Here is a 24,059-nt window from a genome sequence, read left to right on the forward strand (position 1 = left end):
AAAAGATGTGATGAACTGATCTGATGGTTGATTTTAGTCACGATAAGGTGAAAAAATGCCTCGGAGAAACTCCGCGCAAATGATAAACAATTGTATGTGCATATGCTATACCTAAGCGATTCTCATTTTGGCTTTCTTCGAAGGATTGTTTAGGTATAGAAGGCAAAATGCCGCGGGACTTCAGTGTCTGTGCGGATAGCCAACGTTTGTATTGCATCAGTAGGTAAAAGACATGTTTACAGGAATAGTGCAAGGAACAGCGAAGGTTGTTCAGATTGATAAGAAAGAGCGTTTTCAAACTCACGTCATTGAACTCGATGGCGCGTTAATCGAAGGGTTAGAAATTGGTGCGTCTGTTGCGCACAATGGCTGCTGTTTAACTGTGACGAACATCGATGAAAATCGAGTCAGCTTTGACTTGATGCAAGCCACGCTTGCGTTGACCAACTTGGGGCTTCTCGAAGAAGGAAGCGCCGTTAACATTGAGCGCGCTGCTAAATTTGGTGACGAAATCGGTGGGCACAGTATGTCTGGTCACATTAGCTTAATGGCAAACATTGTGGATGTGATTGATACGCCGAACAACCGCACAATTTGGTTTGAGTTACCACAAGAGTCGATGAAATATGTTCTTGCGAAAGGTTACATCGGTATCGACGGCTGCTCGCTAACCATTGGAGAAGTTGAAGCAAACCGTTTCTCTGTGCATTTGATTCCTGAAACTTTACAAAGAACCTTGTTTGGCAGTCGACAGGTGGGTGACAAGGTGAATATTGAATTCGATCCTCAAACTCAAGCGATCGTTGATACTGTTGAGCGCGTACTGGCGGCTAAACAGTTGTAGCTGGAACGCAGATTTGGCCTCATATAGATGAAGAAAAAGGAGCAAAGAGGCTCCTTTTTCTATTTTAAATGGATTTGAAACAATACCGAGGGTAGCTACTCGTAGTTGTCATCAATAAACAACTCGACTTTATCTTGAAGTTCGTCCACGCGCATATTTAAATGAATCGCATGGCAACAAGCCGGGCAATCATCATAAAACTCTTGATCCCCATTACTTGCATCCAATGTTATGCCTATTGAGTGCCCACAATGCGGGCACTTAACATGCCTTTCAGTATAATTTTTCATACAACAACTCCTAGTATTGCAGGGCTTTTAAAACTCGATATTTAAGGAAGTACAGCCCTTTCACTTACTTTGCCTTGCCATTCACAAATCGCGTAAACGCCATTTATGCCAACGGCTCAGGCACAATCTAAAGATAAGTTACTTAGATATTAGGTGGACTTGTTGCTAATTGATTCGAAATAAGTACAAAACTTGACCCCAAACTCAACCTTGAATCTGGGGCCTGTAGCTTGAGTGATGTGCCTCGAAAATTGACACAAAGCAGTGACTTGTGCCTTCCAAATTAGTAAGAAATAATTTTATTGATAGTGAGCTGAGCTTGCTCCAAATAATGCCCACCGAACAAATTACAATGATTGAGGATGTGATAGAGGTTGTAGATATCTTTTCGTTCATGATAGTTAGGCAGCAATGGCATCACCGATTCATACCCTTGATAAAACTCAGGTTGGAACCCTCCAAACAATTCAGTCATCGCGATATCGCATTCTCGGTCCCCCCAATAGCATGCAGGATCGAAACAAATCGGGCCAAACGCGGTGAGAGCGACATTACCATTCCATAAATCACCATGTAGAAGAGACGGTTCTGGCGTATGGTTCGCAAGAAGCTGTTTTACAACGTCAATAAAGTCGTCGATATCAACTAGCGTCACGCCTTTCTCTTTTAATAACTGCAGTTGCCAACCAATACGTTGCTCAGCGAAGAATATGCACCATTTTTTGTGCCATTGATTCGGCTGCAGGGTGGAACCGAGATAATTATCGGTATCGAAACCAAACTCTTTCTGTTCTCCCCATTGATGCAGTTGAGCTAATTGCTGACCAAATTTAAAGCTGTTTTCAGAGTCATCTAGGGGTTTGGTAGGAAGGTAGTTCAAAATAATGAAAGCGTTATTTTTGGTCTTACCAACTAATACCACTTCAGGGACAAATATTGTCGAAGTTTCGCGTAACAAGTGCAGGCTCTCGGCCTCAACTTCAAACTTGTGCAAGAATTCTCGGTCGTTGATTTTGACAAAATAGCGTTGCTCACCGTCGTTAATCATATAGCTTTCGCTAATGTCTCCGCCGGATAGTCGAACTTTTTCGGTGATCTGATATTCAAACAGTAAAGTATCAGAAAGTTGTTGCGATATTGCTTGCCACATACAAAACCTCGCGAATCTATTTGACCACCAATAGTTTAGAATAAACGACAAGAGATTGGCGCGGAGTTGAGCATACTTCGGTAAGAAAACTTTGATTAAAAACACCTATTTTTTATAAGTGTGAATCAAATCTCCTATAAGCCTATGATTTGTCGGCCTAACATATGGAGCAATTTGTTTACAACAGGTATGATTATTTTTTTGACTTTAGTTCCATTGGTGGCATGAAAATACTGATATGTGATGACTCGGCGGTTGCTCGTAAGCTTATCGCTCGAACCATCGTACAAGATACCTCATTGCACCTTATCGAAGCCCAAGACGGGAATGAGGCGCTGAAAATCTTAGCCGAACAAAATATTGACGTTTTGTTCCTCGATTTAACGATGCCCATTATGGACGGTTTCGAGGTTCTTGAGTCTTTACCCGTCAGCCATTATCCAACTCAGATTGTGATCGTGTCGGGTGATGTACAACAAGAAGCAAAGCAGCGCTGCCTAGAGTTAGGGGCAATGGATTTTATCGCAAAGCCGTTGTCAGAAGAACAAGTCATCCCGCTGTACGAGCGTCTTGGGTTGCATTATGCACAGCGAACATCAATGGAGCTTAATTCTGCACAAAGGCAAGAAGAGCTTTCATCCCTTGCCAAGTTTCGTGAAATTGCCAACATTGCGCTAGGCAAAGGGGCGGCCATTATGGCTGATCACTTGCATGAGTTTATCCAGTTGCCAGTTCCGCATGTTGGGCCATTGTCCTATGGTGAATTGCATATGACGCTGGTGGACGTGATTGGGCGAGATAGCTCTGTAGCAGTTTCGCAGCGCTTTGTTGGCGGCGGTATACACGGAGAGGCGTTGGTTTGCCTACGTGGGAAAGATATCAATCAAATTGGCGAAAGGTTGGGGTATCTGCTCGAATTTACGCCTCATAATGAAATTATTTTAAATGTCTCTAACTTGCTGGTTTCGTCATTCCTAACCTCTTTAGGGAACCAACTTGATAAGCAGTTTTCACTTCGTCAGCCGGGCATCGTCGATACAATCACTCCTTACAATGAAGAACAAGGAGAATCAGGCGAACTCTTTACCATCGAATATACCTACATGGCGGAAGCGCTCGATTTTGAGTGTGAAGTATTATTTCTAATAGACAAACCATCAGTAGAAATTATTTATGAAATCATGGAGTTAATCTGATGTCCGATATCACGCTGGACATAGCAGACTTTCATTGGGTCACACAAATTTTAGATACCATGGATTCTGGGCTCATTGTTCTTGATCCAGAATATAACGTGTGTGTCTGGAACAGCTTTATGCAGTCTTACAGCGGTGTGCTGTCTCAAGATATTTTAGGTCAATGCTTGTTCGATCATTTCGACGAACTACCACGAACGTGGTTGGAAACGAAATTAAAGACCTCTGCTGATCTTGAGACTCGTTCCTTCTCCAGTTGGGAAAACCGACCATACCTTTTTAAATTCAACAACTTTTCACCGGTTTCCAACAGCTGTGACTTTATGTTTCAAGACATCGTTATCACGCCATTGCGTTCACTTTCTGGCGAAGTAAGCCATATTGCGATTCAAGTGAACGATGTTTCCGAAACGGCGAGAAACCGAATCCATTTGCGAGAAACCAATCAGCATTTGTCTGAGATCAGCAGAAAGGATGGTTTAACAGGTTTGTTTAATCGAGCATTTTGGGAGCAATCATTAAAAGATGAGTTTGCGCACCTCAAAGTGATCGACGGACCATGTTCTCTGGTTATCTTCGATATTGACCACTTTAAAAAAGTAAACGACACCTATGGCCACCCAACGGGTGACGAGGTAATTCGTCGTACTTCTGCTTTACTTCGTAAAACCGCGCGCAGCAGTGACATTTGTGGCCGCTTCGGTGGCGAAGAGTTTACTGTGCTATTGCCGCATACCAACCAAGAGCAAGCGTGCTATTTTGCTGAGCGATTACGTAAGAGAATTGAGCAAGAGATCGTGAAAGTAGAAGATTTTTTGATTAATTACACGATAAGTATTGGTGTTTGCGAGTATAAGCCTTATTTTGAAAGTCATACTCAATGGTTAAAGAGTGCTGATGCGGCGTTATACCGCGCAAAAGAAAATGGGCGAAACCAAACTTGTTTGCACGAATGCGATTAACCTAATTGGTTGAAAAACATCCAGTTAGCGCATGAATGTTTATTAATATGAAATAAGTTAATGAAATTTTCTCGGCATGTCTTACTATTGAAACTAATTCGCTTTCAGCTACGAAGGCTTGCAATAAACGGAGAAAAACAGTGGTTGTAGAAACCGATGGGTATCTCGCTCTCATTGAGCATTTGTCGCTTAATCTAGATATTTTCACAACGGAAATTGGCGATACAGGTTCCGAAAGCATCGAAGATGTGGTTACTGACATGGTTGCTTCAAACATCATGGCGATCTTTGAGCAAAACCCTGAGCTTCACTCAAGCGTACGTTTTAAACTGCTTAAAGAAGCAGATGCCGTTGTAGAAGACCTTGGTGAAGTGCTAGCGGGCGTGTGGAGCAAGAAAGCAACGAACGAACAGATTGCTTTTCTAGATGAATACATTGCGTTAGTGAAAAACCTATTTGATACCGCAGTCGCCACTTACGACTAATGTTCAAATGCCGAGTATGCCCCCTAATATTCAGCTAAACACTATTCCAACAATTAGAAGGGTTACAAGGTAACTCTTCTTACTTGCCAAAACTTGGACGCCCAGTAAGGGTTGTCGATTCTAGAAATAATTACCCCTTTAGACGTTGATGCGTGCATAAACTGCTTGTTCCCCAAGTAGATTCCAACGTGGTAGGTGCTTCGTCGAGTTTTAAAAAACACCAAATCTCCTTGTTTGGCATCCGTCCAACTCAGCTCAACGCCTTGTGTGGATTGCTGCTTTGTCGTCCTTGGTAGGGCGAGTTGATACGCTTCGACAAAGGCTCTTTGAACGAAAGCCGAGCAGTCGATTCCAGATTTTTGCGTTCCGCCAAGTCGATAGGGCGTGCCGTGCCACTCGTTGTAAAACTGAAACAAGTCAGGGTTATTCGACAATAACTGATTGGTGGGTACAGTTACTTCAACCTGTTCACTCGGCTCTGGGCCAGACGAACAAGCTGAAAGTAGAGCACTGATTATCAAAGGAAAATATATACGACGCAAATCCTCACCTGTCATCTGTATGACTCATAACTGAAATATTAATGTCATAACCAATCCATAGTATGGGCTGAAAATCACGGTTTTGTCTCACATGTGTGACGGATTCACGACAAAGCCGACTCAACCTCAAGAAAGAATAAAAATTGATTATGGCAACGCGCAAACGCTCACGCACATCGCTTTCACTGATTCAGACTATCAGCGCAACATTTTTAACTATCATCGCACTTGTTATAGCCCTTTCTGTCTCAAGTTTCAAAGGAATGGGGCAGGTTGGAGAACAATTTGAAGATTTGTCTCAAAAAGCATTACCGATTGCGATGGCCAATGCGACTCTGACCAGAAATGTGTTGGAGATGGTGAAACTGCTCAACTATGGAATGCAGGTAACGGAAGCGAAAGAGTTACCGCTTGTAGAAGCGCAAATTGAAGCACTGGCGAAACAGACAGAAGGTCTGATCGAGAAAACATCCGAAGTCGCCCCACAGCTTTCCAATGAGCTAAAAGATAAAGTGGAGACGTTGCACCAAATCACAAACTCCATTTTACTCAAGCAATCCGCGGTGATTCAGATGCAAGGGCGCATCGACGATAGTGTTGGTGGTTTTCGCTATGGACTGAGTTCCATCGGCCCAGAGATGAACAGAATTAGCTCATTTTTAAGCCTAGACGATCCTGAGTCGAGTGACGCGGCAAACCGTTTTATTGCATCTGCGAGTTCGATGGAAAGCACTTTCCTTGTAATGATGATGCATACCGATTTACCTAAAGCAGAGAAAGAATATCGGGAGATGCGAAATCGGATTGCGGGGATTAACCTTGCTTACGAAGATTTCAAAGCCCTACACCCTGAAGTCAGTGACTACGCCAGCTTGACAGCGCCTTATGAGATGGTGAAATCAGGCTTTGACGACGAGGGCATTTTGCAACTCATTCTTGCCAAGTTGGCCCAAAGCGAACAACAACAGCGTGAGTTTCATCAAGCGTCGTTATTAGCTGACGAAACCATGAGGCTCTTGGATAGCATTTCGCAGTCGGCATCGAACTTGATTGATGAACGCGAAACCACGGTCAATAACACCATAGGCAACGTCAGCATGATGGTTCTTGTCGCGGCGTGTGTTATCTCTCTGGTTATTTTGGTCTCTTGGTTCGGGCTAAAAACGTGGACAAACCGAGGATTGAAGAATGTGCTGGTACGTTTATCCGCATTAACTGACCACGATTTTCGTGCCAAAGCAGATGAGATGGGCCCCTTTGAGTTAAAAGAGGTCGCACGCAAATTGAATCAGGTGATCGATTCAACGCACGACTCTATCCAAACGGTTACACGTAACTGTGAGACGCTTTATCAAACCGCAGAAATCAGCCACGATGCAGCTGAGCAAACCAATGACGGTCTAACGACGCAAAACGAAGCGTTGGCGAGCATGGTGACTACGATTTCTCAGCTAGAGGCGTCCATACGTGAAATTGCGACAGTAACGAATGCTTCGTCAGAAGATTCATTACTTGCTACACGACATACCGAAAAAGGTGTCCAAGTTGTCGAGCAAAACCGCAAGCGGTTGGAATCGTTAGAAAGCTCTTTGGATATGAATGAACAATCAATGTTAGAGCTAGACCAGCGTGTTAAGCAGATTCGTGAAATGGTCGATATGATCAGTGGTATCGCGGAAAACACCAATTTACTTGCGCTGAATGCGGCCATCGAAGCTGCTCGCGCAGGTGAACAAGGGCGCGGGTTTGCGGTTGTCGCGGATGAAGTCCGTAAACTGGCAAAGGATACCTCCCAGCAAACGACCAATATTCGTGAAATGATGAGCGAGCTTATTACTGCGGCAGAGCGTTCTCGCCAAGCGGTAAACGATTCGCGAGAAGAAATGACCCATGCGCTGCATTCCAGCAATGAGGTGAAATCGACATTCTCTGACATCAACCTCGCGGTTAAGCACATTCAAGAGCGTGTTGAGCAGATCTCTGTTGCCACGGAAGAGCAAGAACGAGCGACGGCGGACGTGTCTCAATCCATCAATAATATTTCCGAGCTTGGAGAGCGTACAAAGCTACAACTTGAATCCATGGTTGAAAGCTCTGAACAAGTGGCAGAAATTGCAGGGCATCAACAAGCGATGTTGCATAAATACGAGCTGCATCAGTCCGCATAAGTGACATGTTTTCATCTTCTATAAGCAGAACTTCGGTTCTGCTTTTTTGTTGCTTCTACGCACCTTCTCATTGCTATTCAAATAGCAGAAGTGAGTTATATCGCATCTTGCTCATTTCTTAAGGGCTGAGTTATCAATACGTGGTGTTAATGCTATGTCGGTAAAACAAGATGGCTAGAATGTTGTCCGAATTCAAAGGAATGAATCATGCAACTATTACAAAGAGCCAGCCTTATACTGGTTAATCATCAGCAAGAACTTTTGCTTATCCAGCGTTTTCAAAACGATAGACACTATTGGGTTTTCCCCGGCGGTAGTGTTGAGGTTGGAGAGCAGCCTGTTGAAGCTGCGAAAAGAGAAGCGCTGGAAGAAACCTCATTGGAACTCAATCGAGTCCAAAAGGTTTTTGAGATCGAAAACCAAGGTCGCTTAGAAACCTATTTTCTTTCTTATGTAGGGAACTCAAAAGTGAAACTGGGGGTGGGGCCGGAACAAACCAGACAATCAGACGTTAACCAGTATCATTTAAAGTGGGTGCGTTTAGATCAACTTCATACGATTCCTTTATATCCAGAGCAAGCCAAAGTTTTCTGTTTAGACAACGAGGAGTGGTTTTATGATCGATAAAGTTTGCCCCGTTGTTCTGCGTAAGCAAAACCAAGAGATCCTACTTTTTCAGCATCCCTTAGCGGGTATTCAGTTAGTCAAGGGAACGGTTGAGACGTTTGATGAAAGTTACATCACGGCTGCAAAACGGGAGCTGGCTGAAGAATCTGGGATTACGCACGTTATCTCCGCTAGGTATTTATGTTCATGGGACAGTGGCTTTCAAAATCAAGCATGGCATTTTGTTTTGTGTGAGTGTGCAGACCTAGAGGATTCATGGACGTTTCATACGAAAGACGATGGCGGACATGATTTTGCGTTTTTTTGGCACGATATAGGGAGCGATATTTCCTCACAGGCGCATACTGTTTTTCAGCACGCACTGGAAAAAGTTCGAAAACTGATAGACCAAGGGGTGGTGTAAGTGAGGTTGCAAGTTGGAGGTTTAACAAAGAAGAACTTGTTAAAGCACCTGAGTAAAAAAGGTGTTCAATTGAATGCCTTCGCCCAACAACTATTCGATGATGACAAAGTCGAGTGCTCAGATGACATTCAATCGTTCTTTTTAACGATAAAAACACCGTTTGACTTCGGGCTTTATTTTGGTGCGACCCTTGGAGAAATGATTGAAGCGGCGTCGACACAAAATATATCACCTTGCCCTTTAGCTGTTGCGCCATACCTCTGTTTACACGAGATTGAATTGGCGAAGGGAGAGTACCTTACTGTGGTGTCTGCCCCGCTTTCAAATGACAAAGCTTATCCACGTGGTTTGTATCTACGGGATCTCGACGACGGATTCTGGTTAAGAGGCTTTAGATGTTCGGACGATTGTATCTTTCCGCCGTCGAAAAAGTTTGTTTTTGTGTCTGAAATAGAGAAAGAGTGTTGAGTGTGACATATCTTTATCATCGCGAGCCCGACAACCTTTCTCACCTAATCTCGAGGGAAAACTAGCGGATTTGAGCGAAGTGCCAAAGCAAACACTATGCTTCTATCAGAAGTGAATAGATAAGGAAAAGCAGTCGTTACTCTTCTTTCGCACGCCTCGTGTACGGTTTAAAGGCACTGTCGATCTCAAAAATGGCTATGAGATTACAAATGTTTAATTGACTTCTATATGCTTTGCGCATTCTTTCAGATAAGGAAACGATAATGGATAAATTCGTAGTGTTTCTCTTATGCCTTTTTATGACGATAGGTGGCGTGGTTCACCTGTATGACAACATCGTTGATGGCTTTTTGCCTTACGATTTTGCTCCGCGTTGGCTAAACATTTATTGGAGCGCATTAGGTCTTTTAGATTTGTTAGCGGTGTACTTATTAGTGAAACATCGCAGAGTGGGCTTGGTGTTGATGCTATTGATTTTGATGACAAACGTTATTTTTAGTTCACACGCTCACTATACATTAGAAATATTGGACAACAATGTGGCTCTGCAAATGAAAACGCTGTTCTTGGGCTTTTCGTTAGGCGTTTCCATCTGGCTTTGGAATGCGCGAAAGCACCAGCAATCGCGTCAGATATTTCGTTAACTTTATCTACTCACACATTTAAGGATTATCAACAGGGATTCGTTATGAACGATTTTAAAGACTTGGCGAGTTTTGCCGGTTTTAGTGCGTTAACAGGTTTGAGTTTTGGCACCATTTTCTTCAGTCTCGCTTTTGTGTACAGCTCCTTCGAAACGCAGCAACACATCAACACTAGCGCGTTAGTTTGTGCTGTTTTTGGAGTCATAGGCTTGGTTGTTGGCATTACGCAGTTAAATAAAAAACGCCAATTAGTCGAAAGTTAATTCGGCAAGTCTTTTCGGTGGATGGGGTCTCCAAAACTCTACAATGAACTCTGTGATTTGTTTTTGTTGGTTACTCCATCTACGTTTGTCTTTTAATCATCGTTCTTGCCCTTGCCCTTGCCTTCGCGATAGCGAAAAGGCTGTGTCAGCAGCTTATCCAATCTTTGCTCGCTCGTTTCCCTGATCTCAGGCACGCCAATCACGACATCGTTATGTCCAAGCGCTGGTTGTGCACGATACGTTCCAAACCATCTATCCCAAACGGAAAGGAAAAAACCAAAGTTCGAATGGGTTTCCTTCACAATCACCGAATGGTGCACGCGGTGCATGTCTGGTGTCACAATGACTTTTCGCAGTTTCTTATCGATAGATAACGCAAGTTTTGCGTTACTGTGATTGAACATCGCACTCGCATTTAGAATGATCTCAAACACCACAATCGCGAGAGGTGAAACGCCAAGAATGAATACCGAGGCGATTTTGACAACCATCGAGATGATGATTTCAATTGGATGAAAACGCGCGCCAGTTGTGACATCGATATCCAAATCGGCATGGTGCATACGATGAATTTTCCATAGCGGTTTAACGCGATGAAAAACCAAGTGCTGAACATAGATGATGAGATCGAGAACAATCACAGCAAGCAACACATTTAACCAACCGGGCAGGGACAGAAGATTGAATAGTCCCCATTGCTGATCATGAGCAATGGCCGCAGCTTGAAACGCAGCGATAGGCATCACTAATGCAATGATCGCGCTATTTAGGGCGACCAAAGAGAGGTTGTTTAACCAGCGAAAGTAACGTTTGACGGTGAGTGTCTTTCTTGGGAGCTTGTTTTCCCAAAGAGTACACAGCAACAATACGCCAATAAAACAGCTAAGTCGCAACCAAGATGGGTCGGTAAACGTGTTTTCAGTCACTGATCTTTCCTTCTTCTACGCATTTGTCGCAATAGACCTTAACTAACGTGAGATTCTTTCAATGTTTGGTCTTTAGAGTAATAACGCTGCCGCCTTGTGAGCGAGCGGTTATACCAGTAGAATCGCGCTCTTGTTTTTATTTGGCATTTCCTTCATGAGAATCCACGCTTTCCATCGTTTATATCAGTATCGTCAATCCATCTCAACGAAGCCTTTCAATGCTCGTGGATGCAAAGTTCAGCGCTGCCCATTCTGTCAGGTTTCAGAGCAGCATTGTTTATGTGAATTACAACCTGATATCGATAGCAATGTTGCGTGCATGCTGATTGTGTCTGAGAACGAAGTGTTTAAGCCAAGCAATACAGGCCGTTTGATTGCTGATACGGTGAAAGAGACTTACGTGTATCAATGGAATCGCACTGAACCTTCACAAGAGATGCTTGATCTTTTGTCCAACGATGACTACCAGCCTGTCATAGTCTTTCCTGCCGATTACGTTGATCAACCTGAGCGATTGCTAGATGGATTACACGCTGAGCACTTACATCGCACTGATGGTAATAGCAAAAAGTGGTTGTTGATTTTTATCGATGGTAGTTGGCGTGAGGCGCGAAAAATCTTCCGTCGCTCTGAGTTTTTACAGTCTCTACCAGTCTTATCTATCGAGCCGGAGTGTTTATCTGAATACATCATGCGCCGTTCTGAGAACGAGCAGCATCTTTCGACAGCTGAAGTCGCGACTTTAGTTTTGAAACAAGCCGGTGAGAACAAAGCATCGGAATGCCTTCAATTGTGGTTTGAAGCCTTTAGAGAAACCTACATGCTAACCAAGACCCGAGTCAAAAACGATCCTAATCGACCGCATTTGAAACGTTTCAAAGAGTGGGTGAAAACCGAGAGCTGACTCTAAGGAATGAACTTTTGTTGATGGCATGTTGTTCAACTGACTTCAGCGAGGGGATAAATCTGCATTCGGTCACGGTTTGCAGGCGTACAGATATGGATAATGCCACTAGTTTATACTTTTGACTCCAGCCATTTTGGGAGTCGTTTAAGCATTTTTTAGGAGAGAAATACATGTATTACGGCTTTGATGTCGGCGGCACTAAAATTGAATTTGGTGCATTTAACGAGAAGCTTGAGCGTGTAGCGACGGAACGTGTACCTACACCAACAGACAACTACGAGCTGCTGGTTGATACCATTGCGGAATTGGTTAACAAATACGATGCAGAGTTTGGTTGCGAAGGCACCATTGGTCTTGGCCTACCAGGTATGGAAGACGCAGACGATGCAACGGTATTAACGGTTAACGTTCCTGCGGCGAAAGGCAAACCACTGCGCGCGGATCTTGAAGCGAAAATCGGTCGCAGCGTAAAGATTGAAAACGATGCGAACTGTTTTGCGCTATCAGAAGCATGGGACGAAGAGCTTCAAGATGAGCCTTCTGTACTTGGTTTGATCCTAGGTACTGGTTTTGGTGGCGGTTTTATCTACGATGGTAAAGTTTTCTCTGGTCGTAACCACGTAGCAGGTGAGGTGGGCCATACTCGTTTACCTATCGATGCTTGGTTCCACTTAGGCGAAAACGCACCTCTATTGGGCTGTGGTTGTGACAAGAAAGGTTGTTTAGACAGTTACCTTTCTGGCCGAGGCTTCGAACTTCTTTATGCCCATTACTACGGTGAAGAGAAGAAAGCGATCGACATCATTAAAGCGCACGCAGAAGGTGAGGCGAAAGCTGTTGAGCACGTTGAGCGTTTTATGGAGTTGCTGGCTATCTGTTTTGCAAACATCTTTACAGCGACTGACCCACATGTTGTTGTGCTGGGTGGTGGTCTTTCCAACTTCGAATTGATTTACGAAGAGATGCCAAAACGTATTCCTAAGTACCTGCTTTCTGTCGCGAAGTGTCCGAAGATCATCAAAGCAAAACACGGTGATTCAGGTGGTGTACGTGGCGCTGCGTTCCTAAACATCAAGTAGTGACTGAAACCTTACTCGATATAAAGTAAGAAGAAATTTAAAGCCCCGTTTAGACCATCAAGGTAAAACGGGGCTTTTTACTTATATATCGAAGTAACTCATATACCTAAGTAATTTCGGTATGCTCGGGTATAGAGCACGAACAAAAATAGCATGTATAAAAAAACTCGCGACGAATCGCGAGTTTTCTGTTTGTAGCTAAGCTTATTTATTCTTTTTACCTACGCCTAGGTTTTCTTTTTGAGCTAGGGTAATTTTGCTAAAGCCTAATTTTCTGAAGTAGTTGTCGCGGTAGTTGCGCACTGCTTTAGTGTCAGACACTGCTTCGATTTGTTGCTCCATCTTTAGGAACTCAGTGATATCGATACCTTCTGCTTCTGCAACCGCTTCTTGAATGTTGCGGTGCTGCTGGTATGAGAACGTCAGTTCTTTGTCTTGGTCTTTGTAAGTGTAAAGAATGGTGCGAGCCATAGCTGTCTCTCTGAAAAGGTTTCTGTATTAAACAAAAAGGCCAGACTCGCTGACCTTTGAATTTCTAGTTTGGGCTAGATTCTGCCTTGAAGTGGGATAATTGTCACGCTTTCTCCCGCTTTTACTGTATCAATAGCTGGGGAGATTTCGATCAAACAGTTCGCCTCACTCATTGAGCGCAAAATGCCAGAGCCTTGCTTGCCTGTTGTACGAACGGTTAAACGGCCAGTGTCATCCAGTTCATAGATTCCTCGACTAAACTCGGTACGACCTTGTCGAGAGCGAAGATTCTCAGTCGCGATGGCCTTCACTTTCAGAGGCTTCCAGCCTTGTTCGCCTTGCATCTTACGCAGTGCAGGCTCGACAAAGTTAATGAAAGAGACCATCACGGCAACAGGGTTGCCCGGCAGACCAAAGAACGGCTTGTTGTTGATTTGACCAAACGCTAGTGGACGTCCCGGACGCATGTTGATTCGCCAAAAATCGATTTGACCAAGTTTATCCAAGGCAAGTTTGATGTAATCCGCATCACCAACAGATACGCCACCAGAAGTCATAACCACGTCCGCTTGCGCCGATGCGTTTTCCAACGCTTCAATCATTAACTGTTCGTTGTCTTCCAGAATACCGAAATCCAAGATCTCGCAGCCGAGCTTTTCAAGCATGCCCATGATGGTAAAACGGTTGGAATCGTAGATAGAATTCGCTTTTTGCTCTGTTCCCGGCGCTTGTACTTCGTCACCGGTGGAGAACACGGCAACTTTCAATTTGCGGAACACATTCGCTTCACCAAAACCAAGCGAAGCGATCATGCCCATTTCTGGAGAGGCTAGGCGAGTGCCTGCGGTAAAGACGTCACTGCCGATAGCGAGATCTTCACCTGCTTGACGAACGTTTTGGCCTGCTTTGATATTCGCACCGTTAAAGGTGACCTTGTCACCTTCTTGAGAGGCTTGCTCACGCATGACCACTGTGTCGCCGTTAAGTGGTGTTGGTGCGCCAGTCATGATCTTCACCGCTTGGCCGGCTTCCAGAGGCTGATCGTAAGCATGGCCCGCCATCACTTCTGCGACGATTTGGTAGCTATCGCGGTCAACATCATCACTGCGGATGGCATAACCGTCCATCGCGGAGTTGGTGTACTGCGGCACGTTTACTGGTGAAATGATATGTTCCGCGAGAACGCGGCCATAGGCGTTTTCAATCTTGCATGCTTCTATTTCCGAAACCGTGTTCACCAAAGAAAGGATTTTTTCTTGGCCTTGAACCACTGAAAGGAAAGCCGGAGAAAGAGTGTCGCAACATGCGGCGTCTTTCTCTTTAGATTTTGGTGCTTTTGCATCTTGAACGTATTGAAGAACAAATTGAGCGATGGCATCTAAATCATTGATGTTCATTTGAGGGAGCTCAGAATCTAACTCCGCACTGTCGGAAGCGATAGCAATGATGTTGTCATCGTGAGGGTAAAGCCAAGGTTTACCCACTTCTTCACGGTGCAATTCAATTTTAGGAAACGCGATGTTTTTACAGCCTTCGACCAAAACTACATCGAGTTTGTCTTCATCAAAACGTGTTAAGAGGTATTCAAACTCTGCTTCGGCTTCTGGCGTTTCTGTCATTAACGCAAAACGGTTGCGAGAAGCAATCAGCATTTGAGACGCGCCGGCTTTGCGTAAACGGTAGCTGTCTTTACCCGGCTTATCGACATCGAAGTTGTGGTGCGCATGTTTTAGCATGCCAATGCGTAAACCTGCTTCAGTCAGCTTTGGCAATAGGGCTTCAAGTAGCGTGGTTTTGCCTGTGCCTGAATAAGCTGCAAAACCAAGAATAGGAATGTTTAGCGTGTGTTTCATGATTCTAATTGTCCAAATTGCGCCAGTTCTTCCGGAGTGTTCAAGTTGACGAAACAGTTTGGTGAGTCGCTAAAGTCAACGTAACTGGTGTTGCACTCTTTGTAGAGCAGAATGATTTTGCGGTCGCCACGTTCTAAAAATGCGGTGAGTTTTGGCAGTACGCGTTTGTGGTAGAGCGTGAAAACAGGTTGCTGATGGTTACCATCATGAGCGACCAAAATATCGCTGTCTTCTTTGACTGCCTGGCAGAAACGCTCGACAAGGTCGCTGTTAATTTGAGGGCTATCGCAAGGTACAAATCCGACCCAGTCAGTTTCAGCATGCATCAAACCCGCGTGAATACCGCCCATAGGTCCAGGGAAATCTTTGAATTGATCACTAAACACGAAACCAAATTTGCTGTACGCATCTTGGTTTCGGTTGGCATTAATTAAAATGCGTGGTGTTTGTGGAGATAAACGTTCAATAACGTGTTCGATGAGTGGCTTCTGATTTAATTCAATCAGACCTTTATCTTTTCCACCCATACGGCTGGCTTGGCCACCAGCCAAAATGACCCAACTAGTTTGTGTTGGTTGAAGCATATGCATTCTCTTGGGATGTTTCTTTTGGTATGACATACAACAGAGGAGACTCTATCAAAGTCTTGTCTTTAATCCACCACTGTTTTTTACATAAGTCGGTCAGTGCGTTGGTTTGATGGCTTGTCACCACGATACTGGAACCACGATCCAAAAGATCTTTCGCCATCACCACCAATCGTTCAATGGACTCTTGGTCTAAAGACGCACTTGGCTCGTCCATCAATAAAATCGACGGTTTTAAAATCCAAGCTCTTGCCATGGCAACACGCTGTTTTTCACCGCCGGACAACACGGAGATATGTTCGTCCGCTAATGTTTCTAAACCTACCATGCGTAGTGCGTGAATAACTTGAGCTCGCTTATCTTTTGGAGTGTCTTGTTGATATTTCACTCCATAGACTACGTTCTCATAAACAGTGCCGTCAAAAAGGTAAGGAGATTGATGGAGATAAATCACATCGACACGGCCGTTGCGGCGCGTCAGTCTTTTCAGCCACGTATCTTTTGGTGCAACAACATCGCCAGTAGAAGGTTTTAGCAAGCCAGCAAGGATTTTGAGTAGGGTAGTTTTGCCCACACCATTGTCACCCTTGAGATAAATGGCATCATTTGGGCCGATGGCTAACTCAGGGATGTGAAAAAGCACACGCTCTTTAAAGCGCATGGATAACTGCTCGGCGGTGATTTTTATAGTCATAATGCGCCTCTACATGGGGTTAATGGTGAGTCGTTTGTTTGCTTCATGTTCTATGTTCTGAGGTAGCCTTTGCCTCTCATGCTTGATAAGAAGAAGTTTAGTGCCAACGCTAAAGATAGTAATACAATTCCTAATGCAACTCCTTGCGCAAAAGCACCTTTGCTGCTTTCCATTGCGATAGCGGTCGGAATATTGCGCGTCACGCCCATAATGTTTCCGCCTACCATCATTGAGCAGCCCACCTCGGTTACGATACGTGAGAACCCTGCAATGATAGCTGCGAGTAGAGGAAAGCGGGTTTCCCAAATCATCGTAGCGGCCACGCGCGGAATGGAGACGCCTAGGGTGATGGCGGTTTCCACTGCGCGACGGTCGCTAGATTGCAATGCACCATGCATCATCGATACCAAAACAGGGAAGCAGATCACCATTTGGCCGAAGATCATCGCCTTCTGAGTGAACAGCATTTGCCAGTCTCCCCAAGGGCCAGCGCGTGATAGCAACATATACAGTAAAAGGCCAATCACGACGGTAGGAACCGCTTGCAGCGTATTCACGATCGACAGCAAAAACCATTTGCCGCGAAAGTCGGTATACGCCAGTACAAAGGACATCAAAATAGCCGGCAATACCACTAAGGATATTGCCGTGATAGAAACACTAAAGGAGACCGCAACGATCTCCCATAGGTCTGCATCAAAATTCACCAGTAAGCGAAGCGCTTCCAGTGTTGTATCAGCAAGATTCATATTGCGTTATTTGTTCTCAGCATTCGCAACAAACAGTTGTTTACCGTTCAGGCGGAAACCATTGATAAGTTCCTGACCGCGAGGGTTCACCAACCAATCACTGAAAGCTTTCGCGCCTTGGTAGTTGATTGTTGGGTAACGCTCAGGGTTAACAAGAATAACTTGGTACGGGTTAAACAGTTTTTCATCGCCTTGGAACAGAATTTCTAGATCCAACTTGTTTTGGTAAGCCAACCATGTACCGCGGTCTGACATTGTGTAGCCTTGCATTTCAGACGCCATGTTCAGCGTTGGGCCCATACCTTGACCTACGCTACGGTAGCCACCAAAGTTTGGTTCGATTTTAGTTTGAGCCCAAAAGCCCATTTCTTTTTTGTGCGTACCAGAATCATCGCCGCGAGAGATGAACGTTGCGTTTTTGTTCGCGATCTCTTTGAACACATCTAACACGCTTTCGTCATCTTTGATTTTTGCTGGGTCTGCTTTAGGGCCAACAATCACAAAGTCGTTGTACATCAGCTTACGAGGTAGAACGCCGTAGCCTTTCTCAACGAATGTGCCTTCGGCTTTTGGTGCGTGAGTCATCACCAAATCTACGTCACCGTTTTCGCCCATTTTTAGCGCTTTACCAGTACCTGCAGCAATAACATCGACTTTGTAGCCAGTGTCTTTTTCAAATTGTGGAAGTAGGTAGTCAAGCAAGCCTGAGTGGTAAGTACTGGTTGTAGTTGCTAGGCGGACGTGTTCAGCGTCTTGAGCAGAAAATGCAGAGTAGCTTACAAGCGTGATTGACGTTGCGGCCAATGTTAGCGCAATTTTTTTCATTTTTATGTGTTTCCTTTCCAATGATTCTTTGGCTTCTATCCGTCTAGGTGACAGCGAAGTCTCCGGAGCGATCTTGATTGCTCAAATCACAAGTTGCTTTAGGGTGTTGGAATAGCAAGTTCTCCAACATCCTGAGATCACTTTGATACCACTTATAGCAAACAAGATGCCAACATTTTACAAGCCAAAAATGTTTGATTTATGCGCGGATTCATGGAGTTATTTGCACAAAAGTTTGCGTTGGTACAAAATGTCGCACTTTTTGTAGGGTATATCGTTTCAAACTTGGTACACTCTGTCCCATCCGAATCCATCTGGGGTAAATATGTCTACTCAATCCCATATTAGTACAAACCAACAATATAACGCCTTTTCCGTACTGGTCGTTGATGATGAATTGGGCATGCAAGCCATTTTAAAAAAGGCATTGGGAAAGCTTTTCTCACATGTCGACACCGCTGGCAGCATCGAAGAAGCAGAACAACTGCGCAATTCTCGCCATTATGATTTGATTTTGCTGGATATTAATCTGCCGGGGCGTTCTGGGATTGAGTGGGAAGAAGCGTTTGAAGATGATGAAAAACGCGCCGATGTGATTTTCATGACGGGTTATGCGGATCTAGAAATTGCCATTCGAGCGCTGCAGCTCGGTGCTTCCGACTTTATCCTCAAACCATTCAACCTTGAGCAGATGTTAAAAGCGGTCAGCCGTTGTATGGATCGCCGTTTGAACGAGCGCATGCAGTACGCCATGAAGCGTGATTATCAGCGTCACAATACTTCCGAGATCATTGGTGGTTCAGAAAAAACGCGTCAGCTCAAACAACTTATCACACAGTTTGCTCCATCACGTGCCTCAGTATTGGTTGAAGGCGAATCAGGTACGGGCAAAGAGTTGGTCGCACGAGGCATTCACGAAGCAAGTGGGCGAACGGGCCCATTTGTGCCTATCAACTGTGGGGCGATTGCGCCAGAGCTACTTGAAAGTGAGTTGTTTGGTCACACATCAGGTGCGTTTACTGGAGCGAAAAAGTCACGCGAAGGTTTGTTCCGCGTAGCGAATGGCGGCACTTTATTCCTTGATGAAATTGGAGAAATGCCGCTTTCCATGCAGGCATCATTATTGCGTGTGTTAGAGCAGCGTACAATTCGTCCTGTCGGTTCAGAAAGAGAGATCAGCATTGATGTCCGTATCGTGGCGGCAACCAACCGTAATCTGCAAGAAGAGGTCAACCAAGGCAATTTCCGCAGTGACCTGTATTACCGTTTAAACGTTCTGAAAATTGAAGTGTGTCCGCTGCGAGAGCGCAAAACCGACTTATTTGAGTTAGTGCCATTTTTCAGCAACATGCTGACGCGCGAGCTCGGTATGCCTGCGCCAAAATGGGCGCACGAAGACATGGAAGCCATGAGTGAGTACGATTGGCCGGGCAACATTCGTGAGTTGAAGAACCTCATCGAGCGCTGCATTTTGCTTGGTAAGCCACCAGCGCATTACTGGCGAGAGCTGAACGGTGGTCATTCTCTGCCTAATGTTTCGATTACCGTTTCTCACTCCGCCGAGTTACCAACTTTTAGAGAAGGCAAAGAATTTACTGGCGAAGGCTACCCAAACAATTGGACTTTAAAAGAAGTCGAGAAAGCGCATATCAAACAAGTTGTTAATTTGCATGAGGGCAATAAATCGGCAGCAGCGCGCGACTTAGGCGTTGCACGCAAGACGTTAGAACGCAAGTACAAAGAATGGGATTCTGAGGATGAGGGATATGCCGACTAACTGGCAGCAGCACAAAGGATTGTCGAAATGGACGCACCGTTTTAAAACCATGGTGCGTTATCGCTTATTGATTTTAACCTCTGCACCGATCTTCCTTACGTTGATAGCGCTGATCGGTATTACGATTTATTGGTCTATCCATTACACGTGGCAAAACGCGCTGCTGGATGTGTCAGAGCGTTTGGGTGTAGCAAATAACAGCGTGACGTTGTTACAACAAAAGCAAGCCAATTACGTGCGAGCGTTTGCTGACTCCTACGACTTCCGAACCCGAATCAATCAAGGGACACCACAAGACGAGCTACAAAAGTGGGTTACTGAACAGAAAAAACGTTACTCCCTAGACTTTCTCTCTTTCCAACGCGTTAATTCGATGGAAAACAAATTCCGTTTTATGGATCTCACCAAGCGCGAATCGTTTTTTGATGTACTTAATCGGGAAGAGCTCGAACAGCTCGATCCGGAACTCGCCAAGCGAGCTGAAGTGCCCATTCTGGCTGACGGTGGAATGGAAGCGCGCGGCTTGGTGAGCCGTACCGTTATTCCGGTATACAGCCAAGCGAACGATTTGATCGGCTTCCTTGATGGTGGTTTGCTCCTCAACAACAGTACTGTGCTGGTGGATCAAATCCGCGATCTCATTTATCTCAGTGATAATGACCGCCTTCGTCCTGTGGGTACGTTGACCGTGTTTCTTGATGATTTGCGTGTGAGCACCAACGTTCCTCTAGACAGCGACCATAGGCTAGGGCGCGCTATTGGTACGCGAGTGAGTGCTGAAGTGTATAACCAAGTGCTCTCTCAAGGTCAGCAATGGGTCGACCGCGCGTATGTGTACGACGCGTGGTACATCACCGCTTATCAACCAATCAAAGACCAGTACGATAACGTCATTGGTATGCTTTATACCGGCTACCTGATGTGGCCATTTGTGAAAGCGTACATGACCAACATCGCCGAAATCAGCCTTATTACCTTAATGCTATTACTGGTTTCTGGCGTCATGGTTTATCGTGGTTCGCGTGATTTGTTCCGACCAATAGAGCGCATTCATAAAGTCGTTAAGCTCGTTCAACTTGGCAAAGAGAAACGTATTGGTCCGCTGGGGCTGGATGATCATCATGAGTTGGCGCAGCTGGCTAGGCAGTTCGACAATATGCTTGACGCCTTGGAAGACCGCAAAATCGAACTCAAAAATGCTGCGGCGCAGTTGGAGTGTAAAGTTCAAGAGCGAACGGCTAGCTTGCGAGAAAAAACTGAGGAGCTCGAACTTCACATTCAGTTACTCAACCAAACCCGCGATAAATTGGTAGTGCATGAAAAACTGGCGGCACTCGGTGAGCTGACCGCCGGGATTGCACACGAAATCAATAATCCAACTGCGGTAATTCTTGGTAACGTTGAGTTGATTCACTTTGAGTTGGGTGAAGATGCGAGTCGAGTTCAAGAAGAAATTGATGCAATTCACGCGCAAATTGACCGTATCCGCAATATCACTCGCAGTTTATTGCAATACAGTCGCCAAGGCGGTGTTCAAGATGAAATCACTTGGCAGCATGTCAACCCTATCATTGATGAGAGCATCACATTGGTCAAAACCGGTACTAAGAAGCGCGACGTCGAATTTGTTACCGATTTACAAGCGCATACGCCAGTTGAAATTAATCGCCATCACTTGCTACAAATTTTGGTTAACCTGCAAATGAACGCCATTCATGCGATGAACGGCAAAGGAAAACTGATCGTAATGAGTGAAGATTGGATTGAAGAAGGTGAAATAAAGGGCGCAGCGATTCATGTTATCGACGATGGTTGTGGTATCAAACCAGAAAACTTAAATCGAATTTTCTCACCGTTTTACACGACGAAACGCGACGGCACAGGGCTAGGGCTATCGGTCTCCCAAAGTATTCTCAGCCAAACGGGTGGTGAGTTAAAAGCAGAGTCTGAATGGGGGAAAGGAAGTACATTCAGCATCTATTTACCAAAGAAAGCCGAGCTACTGCTGGAAGTGACGAACATCGCGTAACGTAAACCTACGCCAGTTCCATCTAAAAGGTCAGTGAAAACTGGCCTTTTTCTTATCTACTCATCTTATCCTTCGTTGCCACTTCAAGTACGACAAATGACATGGATTTTTCGCCTTTTCGTACAGAAAAACACAGGTAACGAAACATATTTCCCATTAATTAATAAAAACAAAACTTGAAGTATGTAGCTTGAAGCAGTACCGTTGCCCGGTTTTTTCTCAATACACTTAAATTGCTAAGGTAAAGGTTTTGATCTCCACAGCGAATATCACTCAACAATTTGGCGCTAAGCCGTTATTTGAAAACATCTCAGTTAAGTTTGGCGAAGGTAACCGCTACGGCTTAATCGGGGCTAACGGTTGTGGTAAATCAACCTTTATGAAGATCTTAAGCGGTGAGCTTGAGCCAACAGGCGGTAACGTAAGCTACGATCCAAACGAGCGTGTTGCAAAGCTAAACCAGGATCAGTTCGCGTACGAAGAATTCACGGTTATCGACACGGTAATCATGGGTCACAAAGAGCTTTGGGAAGTGAAGCAAGAGCGTGACCGTATTTACTCTTTGCCAGAAATGAGCGAAGAAGACGGCATGAAAGTGGCTGACCTTGAAGTTCAATTCGCGGAAATGGACGGCTACATGGCTGAAGCAAAAGCGGGCGAGTTGCTTCTTGCTGTAGGTATTCCAATGGAACAACACTTCGGTTTGATGAGCGAAGTGGCTCCAGGTTGGAAACTGCGTGTGCTTCTAGCGCAAATCCTGTTTGCTGACCCAGACATCATGCTACTTGACGAACCAACCAACAACTTGGACATGGATACGATCCGTTGGTTGGAAGACACGCTAAACGCGCGTAACTGCACGATGATCATCATCTCGCACGACCGTCACTTCCTAAACTCAGTATGTACGCACATGGCTGACTTGGATTACGGTGAACTACGTGTTTACCCTGGTAACTACGATGAGTACATGACCGCGGCTTCTCAAGCTCGCGAACGTCTACTTAGCGACAACGCGAAGAAGAAAGCTCAAATCGCTGAGCTACAAACTTTCGTTGCGCGTTTCTCTGCAAACGCATCGAAAGCAAAACAAGCTACGTCTCGCGCTAAGCAAATTGACAAGATCAAATTGGATGAAGTTAAAGCGTCTAGCCGTCAAAACCCATTCATTCGTTTCGAACAGTCGAAAGAACTGTTCCGTAACGCTCTGATTGTTGAAAACCTAAGCCAAGGTTTTGAAGAGGACTTGTTCTCAGACTTCAATGCAATTTTTGAAGTGGGTGAGCGCGTTGCGATCATCGGTGAGAACGGTGTGGGTAAAACAACTCTTCTAAACACGCTTGCTGGTGTACTTGAACCTCGTGCGGGTGAGTTCAAATGGTCTGAAAATGCAAACATCGGTTACTACGCGCAAGACCACGCGCATGAGTTTGCAGAAGACATGAATCTAACGGATTGGATGGGTCAATGGCGTCAAGAGGGCGACGACGAGCAAGTAGTTCGTGGTTTCCTAGGTCGTATGCTGTTTGGCCAAGACGACATTAAGAAGTCAGTAAAAGTACTGTCTGGTGGTGAACAAGGTCGTATGCTGCTTGGCAAGCTGATGATGCACAAGCCAAACATGTTGCTAATGGACGAACCAACCAACCACATGGATATGGAATCGATCGAATCTTTGAACACTGCGCTTGAGCAATACAAAGGCACGTTGTTCTTCGTATCTCACGACCGTGTGTTCGTAGACTCGCTAGCAACACGTATTATCGAAATTCGCGATGGCAAGATTTCAGACTTCAAAGGTACTTACTCTGAGTTCTTGAAATCTCGTGGCGTTGACGCATAATTACTCATACAGCGCTTGAAAAGTAAAAGCCTCGCTATTTAGCGAGGCTTTTTTAATTGGTCTTAATCCTTAAACTGACCGGTTAGATACGCATATATGCCGACGACACCAAATGTAATGATCATTGAGAGCATAATGCCACTGGGCGTGAGCAAAAAATTCCACAGTTGGTCATTGTCCATAGTTCACATCCTTTGTGAATGAGCTGTAGTTAGCATCAATTAAAACAAGTGTTGTTATTGCTACAACAAACGTTGCTATTTCTGGCTTACATCGC

25 protein-coding genes are annotated in these 24,059 nt (G+C 44.9%); 15 read left to right on the forward strand and 10 right to left on the reverse strand.

What is annotated here, in order from left to right; genetic code table 11:
- Positions 1 to 232: 232 nt before the first annotated feature.
- Entirely contained in the window at positions 233 to 844 is a 612-nt protein-coding gene (locus BIW15_RS01335) for a riboflavin synthase (protein ID WP_025534422.1), read from the forward strand.
- 95 nt (positions 845 to 939) lie between these two features.
- Here BIW15_RS01335 and BIW15_RS01340 read toward each other — a convergent pair whose 3' ends face one another.
- Positions 940 to 1,134 (reverse strand): CPXCG motif-containing cysteine-rich protein, encoded by a 195-nt coding sequence (locus BIW15_RS01340; protein ID WP_005396219.1) that lies wholly within the window; start codon positions 1,132 to 1,134, stop codon positions 940 to 942.
- Positions 1,135 to 1,417: 283 nt separating this feature from the next.
- Positions 1,418 to 2,284: a fructosamine kinase family protein gene (locus BIW15_RS01345; RefSeq protein WP_077280441.1), complete on the reverse strand. Its 867-nt coding sequence runs from the start codon at positions 2,282 to 2,284 to the stop codon at positions 1,418 to 1,420.
- 224 nt (positions 2,285 to 2,508) lie between these two features.
- Here BIW15_RS01345 and BIW15_RS01350 point away from each other — a divergent pair, with 224 nt between their 5' ends.
- The 3 genes from BIW15_RS01350 to BIW15_RS01360 all read left to right on the forward strand — a co-directional run bounded on the left by BIW15_RS01350 (position 2,509) and on the right by BIW15_RS01360 (position 4,927).
- The gene (locus BIW15_RS01350) at positions 2,509 to 3,480 is read left to right on the forward strand and encodes a response regulator (protein WP_077280465.1); all 972 of its coding nucleotides are present in this window, start codon (positions 2,509 to 2,511) and stop codon (positions 3,478 to 3,480) included.
- Positions 3,480 to 4,442, forward strand: a complete 963-nt coding sequence (locus BIW15_RS01355) for a sensor domain-containing diguanylate cyclase (RefSeq protein ID WP_017448532.1) — start codon at positions 3,480 to 3,482, stop codon at positions 4,440 to 4,442. Before BIW15_RS01350 ends, BIW15_RS01355 begins: the two co-directional genes overlap by 1 nt.
- Positions 4,443 to 4,582: 140 nt before the next feature.
- Positions 4,583 to 4,927: a DUF3802 family protein gene (locus BIW15_RS01360; RefSeq protein ID WP_005453925.1), complete on the forward strand. Its 345-nt coding sequence runs from the start codon at positions 4,583 to 4,585 to the stop codon at positions 4,925 to 4,927.
- 62 nt (positions 4,928 to 4,989) lie between these two features.
- Here the strand turns inward: BIW15_RS01360 and BIW15_RS01365 are convergent, their stop codons facing one another.
- Positions 4,990 to 5,484 carry an NlpC/P60 family protein gene (locus BIW15_RS01365; RefSeq protein WP_015296721.1) on the reverse strand — a complete coding sequence of 165 codons (495 nt, stop codon included), beginning with the start codon at positions 5,482 to 5,484 and terminating at the stop codon, positions 4,990 to 4,992.
- A gap of 134 nt (positions 5,485 to 5,618) precedes the next feature.
- On the opposite strand from BIW15_RS01365, the gene BIW15_RS01370 reads away from it, so the two are divergent.
- The 6 genes from BIW15_RS01370 to BIW15_RS01395 all read left to right on the forward strand — a co-directional run bounded on the left by BIW15_RS01370 (position 5,619) and on the right by BIW15_RS01395 (position 10,042).
- Complete coding sequence (locus BIW15_RS01370; protein WP_042766844.1) at positions 5,619 to 7,637, forward strand: methyl-accepting chemotaxis protein; 2,019 nt, start codon at positions 5,619 to 5,621, stop codon at positions 7,635 to 7,637.
- Between the two features lie 207 nt (positions 7,638 to 7,844).
- The gene (locus tag BIW15_RS01375) at positions 7,845 to 8,264 is read left to right on the forward strand and encodes an NUDIX domain-containing protein (protein WP_023625020.1); all 420 of its coding nucleotides are present in this window, start codon (positions 7,845 to 7,847) and stop codon (positions 8,262 to 8,264) included.
- Positions 8,254 to 8,667: an NUDIX domain-containing protein gene (locus BIW15_RS01380; protein WP_025500062.1), complete on the forward strand. Its 414-nt coding sequence runs from the start codon at positions 8,254 to 8,256 to the stop codon at positions 8,665 to 8,667. The genes BIW15_RS01375 and BIW15_RS01380 overlap by 11 nt, the downstream gene beginning before the upstream one ends.
- The gene (locus tag BIW15_RS25040; RefSeq protein ID WP_179115210.1) at positions 8,668 to 9,135 is read left to right on the forward strand and encodes a hypothetical protein; all 468 of its coding nucleotides are present in this window, start codon (positions 8,668 to 8,670) and stop codon (positions 9,133 to 9,135) included.
- A 263-nt stretch (positions 9,136 to 9,398) separates the two neighbouring features.
- On the forward strand, positions 9,399 to 9,779 hold the full coding sequence (locus BIW15_RS01390) for a hypothetical protein (protein ID WP_005495070.1): 381 nt from the start codon (positions 9,399 to 9,401) through the stop codon (positions 9,777 to 9,779).
- A gap of 44 nt (positions 9,780 to 9,823) precedes the next feature.
- Positions 9,824 to 10,042: a membrane protein gene (locus BIW15_RS01395; RefSeq protein WP_021823153.1), complete on the forward strand. Its 219-nt coding sequence runs from the start codon at positions 9,824 to 9,826 to the stop codon at positions 10,040 to 10,042.
- Between the two features lie 92 nt (positions 10,043 to 10,134).
- On the opposite strand, the gene BIW15_RS01400 is transcribed toward BIW15_RS01395, so the two are convergent.
- Positions 10,135 to 10,968 carry a sterol desaturase family protein gene (locus BIW15_RS01400; protein WP_077280443.1) on the reverse strand — a complete coding sequence of 278 codons (834 nt, stop codon included), beginning with the start codon at positions 10,966 to 10,968 and terminating at the stop codon, positions 10,135 to 10,137.
- A 154-nt stretch (positions 10,969 to 11,122) separates the two neighbouring features.
- Between BIW15_RS01400 and BIW15_RS01405 the strand changes: the two genes are divergently transcribed.
- Both BIW15_RS01405 and nagK read left to right on the forward strand, forming a co-directional pair.
- On the forward strand, positions 11,123 to 11,872 hold the full coding sequence (locus tag BIW15_RS01405) for a tRNA-uridine aminocarboxypropyltransferase (RefSeq protein ID WP_021486627.1): 750 nt from the start codon (positions 11,123 to 11,125) through the stop codon (positions 11,870 to 11,872).
- 173 nt (positions 11,873 to 12,045) lie between these two features.
- Positions 12,046 to 12,954 carry an N-acetylglucosamine kinase gene (nagK, locus tag BIW15_RS01410; protein ID WP_005495063.1) on the forward strand — a complete coding sequence of 303 codons (909 nt, stop codon included), beginning with the start codon at positions 12,046 to 12,048 and terminating at the stop codon, positions 12,952 to 12,954.
- Positions 12,955 to 13,158: 204 nt separating this feature from the next.
- On the opposite strand, the gene BIW15_RS01415 is transcribed toward nagK, so the two are convergent.
- The 6 genes from BIW15_RS01415 to BIW15_RS01440 form a co-directional block, all read right to left on the reverse strand.
- Positions 13,159 to 13,425 carry a DUF2960 domain-containing protein gene (locus BIW15_RS01415; protein ID WP_005377584.1) on the reverse strand — a complete coding sequence of 89 codons (267 nt, stop codon included), beginning with the start codon at positions 13,423 to 13,425 and terminating at the stop codon, positions 13,159 to 13,161.
- Positions 13,426 to 13,499: 74 nt separating this feature from the next.
- A complete protein-coding gene (locus tag BIW15_RS01420; RefSeq protein ID WP_077280444.1) occupies positions 13,500 to 15,278 on the reverse strand; it encodes a bifunctional molybdopterin-guanine dinucleotide biosynthesis adaptor protein MobB/molybdopterin molybdotransferase MoeA in 1,779 nt (592 codons plus the stop codon).
- Positions 15,275 to 15,862, reverse strand: coding sequence for a molybdenum cofactor guanylyltransferase MobA (gene mobA, locus BIW15_RS01425; protein WP_179115211.1), 588 nt, complete (start codon positions 15,860 to 15,862; stop codon positions 15,275 to 15,277). The genes BIW15_RS01420 and mobA overlap by 4 nt, the downstream gene beginning before the upstream one ends.
- Positions 15,840 to 16,559: an energy-coupling factor ABC transporter ATP-binding protein gene (locus tag BIW15_RS01430; protein WP_005396189.1), complete on the reverse strand. Its 720-nt coding sequence runs from the start codon at positions 16,557 to 16,559 to the stop codon at positions 15,840 to 15,842. Before BIW15_RS01430 ends, mobA begins: the two co-directional genes overlap by 23 nt.
- Before the next feature lie 50 nt (positions 16,560 to 16,609).
- A complete protein-coding gene (locus BIW15_RS01435) occupies positions 16,610 to 17,308 on the reverse strand; it encodes an ABC transporter permease (RefSeq protein ID WP_005396188.1) in 699 nt (232 codons plus the stop codon).
- A gap of 6 nt (positions 17,309 to 17,314) precedes the next feature.
- A complete protein-coding gene (locus BIW15_RS01440) occupies positions 17,315 to 18,133 on the reverse strand; it encodes a substrate-binding domain-containing protein (RefSeq protein WP_077280446.1) in 819 nt (272 codons plus the stop codon).
- Between the two features lie 325 nt (positions 18,134 to 18,458).
- Between BIW15_RS01440 and BIW15_RS01445 the strand changes: the two genes are divergently transcribed.
- From BIW15_RS01445 to BIW15_RS01455, 3 genes are all read left to right on the forward strand, one after another.
- Positions 18,459 to 19,910, forward strand: a complete 1,452-nt coding sequence (locus tag BIW15_RS01445) for a sigma-54 dependent transcriptional regulator (RefSeq protein ID WP_077280447.1) — start codon at positions 18,459 to 18,461, stop codon at positions 19,908 to 19,910.
- A complete protein-coding gene (locus BIW15_RS01450) occupies positions 19,900 to 21,939 on the forward strand; it encodes a cache domain-containing protein (protein ID WP_005484177.1) in 2,040 nt (679 codons plus the stop codon). Before BIW15_RS01445 ends, BIW15_RS01450 begins: the two co-directional genes overlap by 11 nt.
- A 250-nt stretch (positions 21,940 to 22,189) precedes the next feature.
- Positions 22,190 to 23,782: an ABC-F family ATPase gene (locus BIW15_RS01455; protein WP_005453913.1), complete on the forward strand. Its 1,593-nt coding sequence runs from the start codon at positions 22,190 to 22,192 to the stop codon at positions 23,780 to 23,782.
- Positions 23,783 to 24,059: the final 277 nt, after the last annotated feature.

Source organism: Vibrio sp. SALL6 (assembly GCF_002002385.1).
Taxonomy (GTDB): Bacteria; Pseudomonadota; Gammaproteobacteria; order Enterobacterales; family Vibrionaceae; genus Vibrio; species Vibrio parahaemolyticus.

Coding starts and splice junctions, on each gene's coding strand:
- BIW15_RS01335 (WP_025534422.1), top strand. CDS start 233: ATGTTTACAGGAATAGTGCAAGGAACAGCGAAGGTTGTTCAGATTGAT.
- BIW15_RS01340 (WP_005396219.1), bottom strand. CDS start 1,134: ATGAAAAATTATACTGAAAGGCATGTTAAGTGCCCGCATTGTGGGCAC.
- BIW15_RS01345 (WP_077280441.1), bottom strand. CDS start 2,284: ATGTGGCAAGCAATATCGCAACAACTTTCTGATACTTTACTGTTTGAA.
- BIW15_RS01350 (WP_077280465.1), top strand. CDS start 2,509: ATGAAAATACTGATATGTGATGACTCGGCGGTTGCTCGTAAGCTTATC.
- BIW15_RS01355 (WP_017448532.1), top strand. CDS start 3,480: ATGTCCGATATCACGCTGGACATAGCAGACTTTCATTGGGTCACACAA.
- BIW15_RS01365 (WP_015296721.1), bottom strand. CDS start 5,484: ATGACAGGTGAGGATTTGCGTCGTATATATTTTCCTTTGATAATCAGT.
- BIW15_RS01370 (WP_042766844.1), top strand. CDS start 5,619: ATGGCAACGCGCAAACGCTCACGCACATCGCTTTCACTGATTCAGACT.
- BIW15_RS01375 (WP_023625020.1), top strand. CDS start 7,845: ATGCAACTATTACAAAGAGCCAGCCTTATACTGGTTAATCATCAGCAA.
- BIW15_RS01380 (WP_025500062.1), top strand. CDS start 8,254: ATGATCGATAAAGTTTGCCCCGTTGTTCTGCGTAAGCAAAACCAAGAG.
- BIW15_RS01390 (WP_005495070.1), top strand. CDS start 9,399: ATGGATAAATTCGTAGTGTTTCTCTTATGCCTTTTTATGACGATAGGT.
- BIW15_RS01395 (WP_021823153.1), top strand. CDS start 9,824: ATGAACGATTTTAAAGACTTGGCGAGTTTTGCCGGTTTTAGTGCGTTA.
- BIW15_RS01405 (WP_021486627.1), top strand. CDS start 11,123: ATGAGAATCCACGCTTTCCATCGTTTATATCAGTATCGTCAATCCATC.
- nagK (WP_005495063.1), top strand. CDS start 12,046: ATGTATTACGGCTTTGATGTCGGCGGCACTAAAATTGAATTTGGTGCA.
- BIW15_RS01415 (WP_005377584.1), bottom strand. CDS start 13,425: ATGGCTCGCACCATTCTTTACACTTACAAAGACCAAGACAAAGAACTG.
- BIW15_RS01420 (WP_077280444.1), bottom strand. CDS start 15,278: ATGAAACACACGCTAAACATTCCTATTCTTGGTTTTGCAGCTTATTCA.
- mobA (WP_179115211.1), bottom strand. CDS start 15,862: ATGCTTCAACCAACACAAACTAGTTGGGTCATTTTGGCTGGTGGCCAA.
- BIW15_RS01430 (WP_005396189.1), bottom strand. CDS start 16,559: ATGACTATAAAAATCACCGCCGAGCAGTTATCCATGCGCTTTAAAGAG.
- BIW15_RS01435 (WP_005396188.1), bottom strand. CDS start 17,308: ATGAATCTTGCTGATACAACACTGGAAGCGCTTCGCTTACTGGTGAAT.
- BIW15_RS01440 (WP_077280446.1), bottom strand. CDS start 18,133: ATGAAAAAAATTGCGCTAACATTGGCCGCAACGTCAATCACGCTTGTA.
- BIW15_RS01445 (WP_077280447.1), top strand. CDS start 18,459: ATGTCTACTCAATCCCATATTAGTACAAACCAACAATATAACGCCTTT.
- BIW15_RS01450 (WP_005484177.1), top strand. CDS start 19,900: ATGCCGACTAACTGGCAGCAGCACAAAGGATTGTCGAAATGGACGCAC.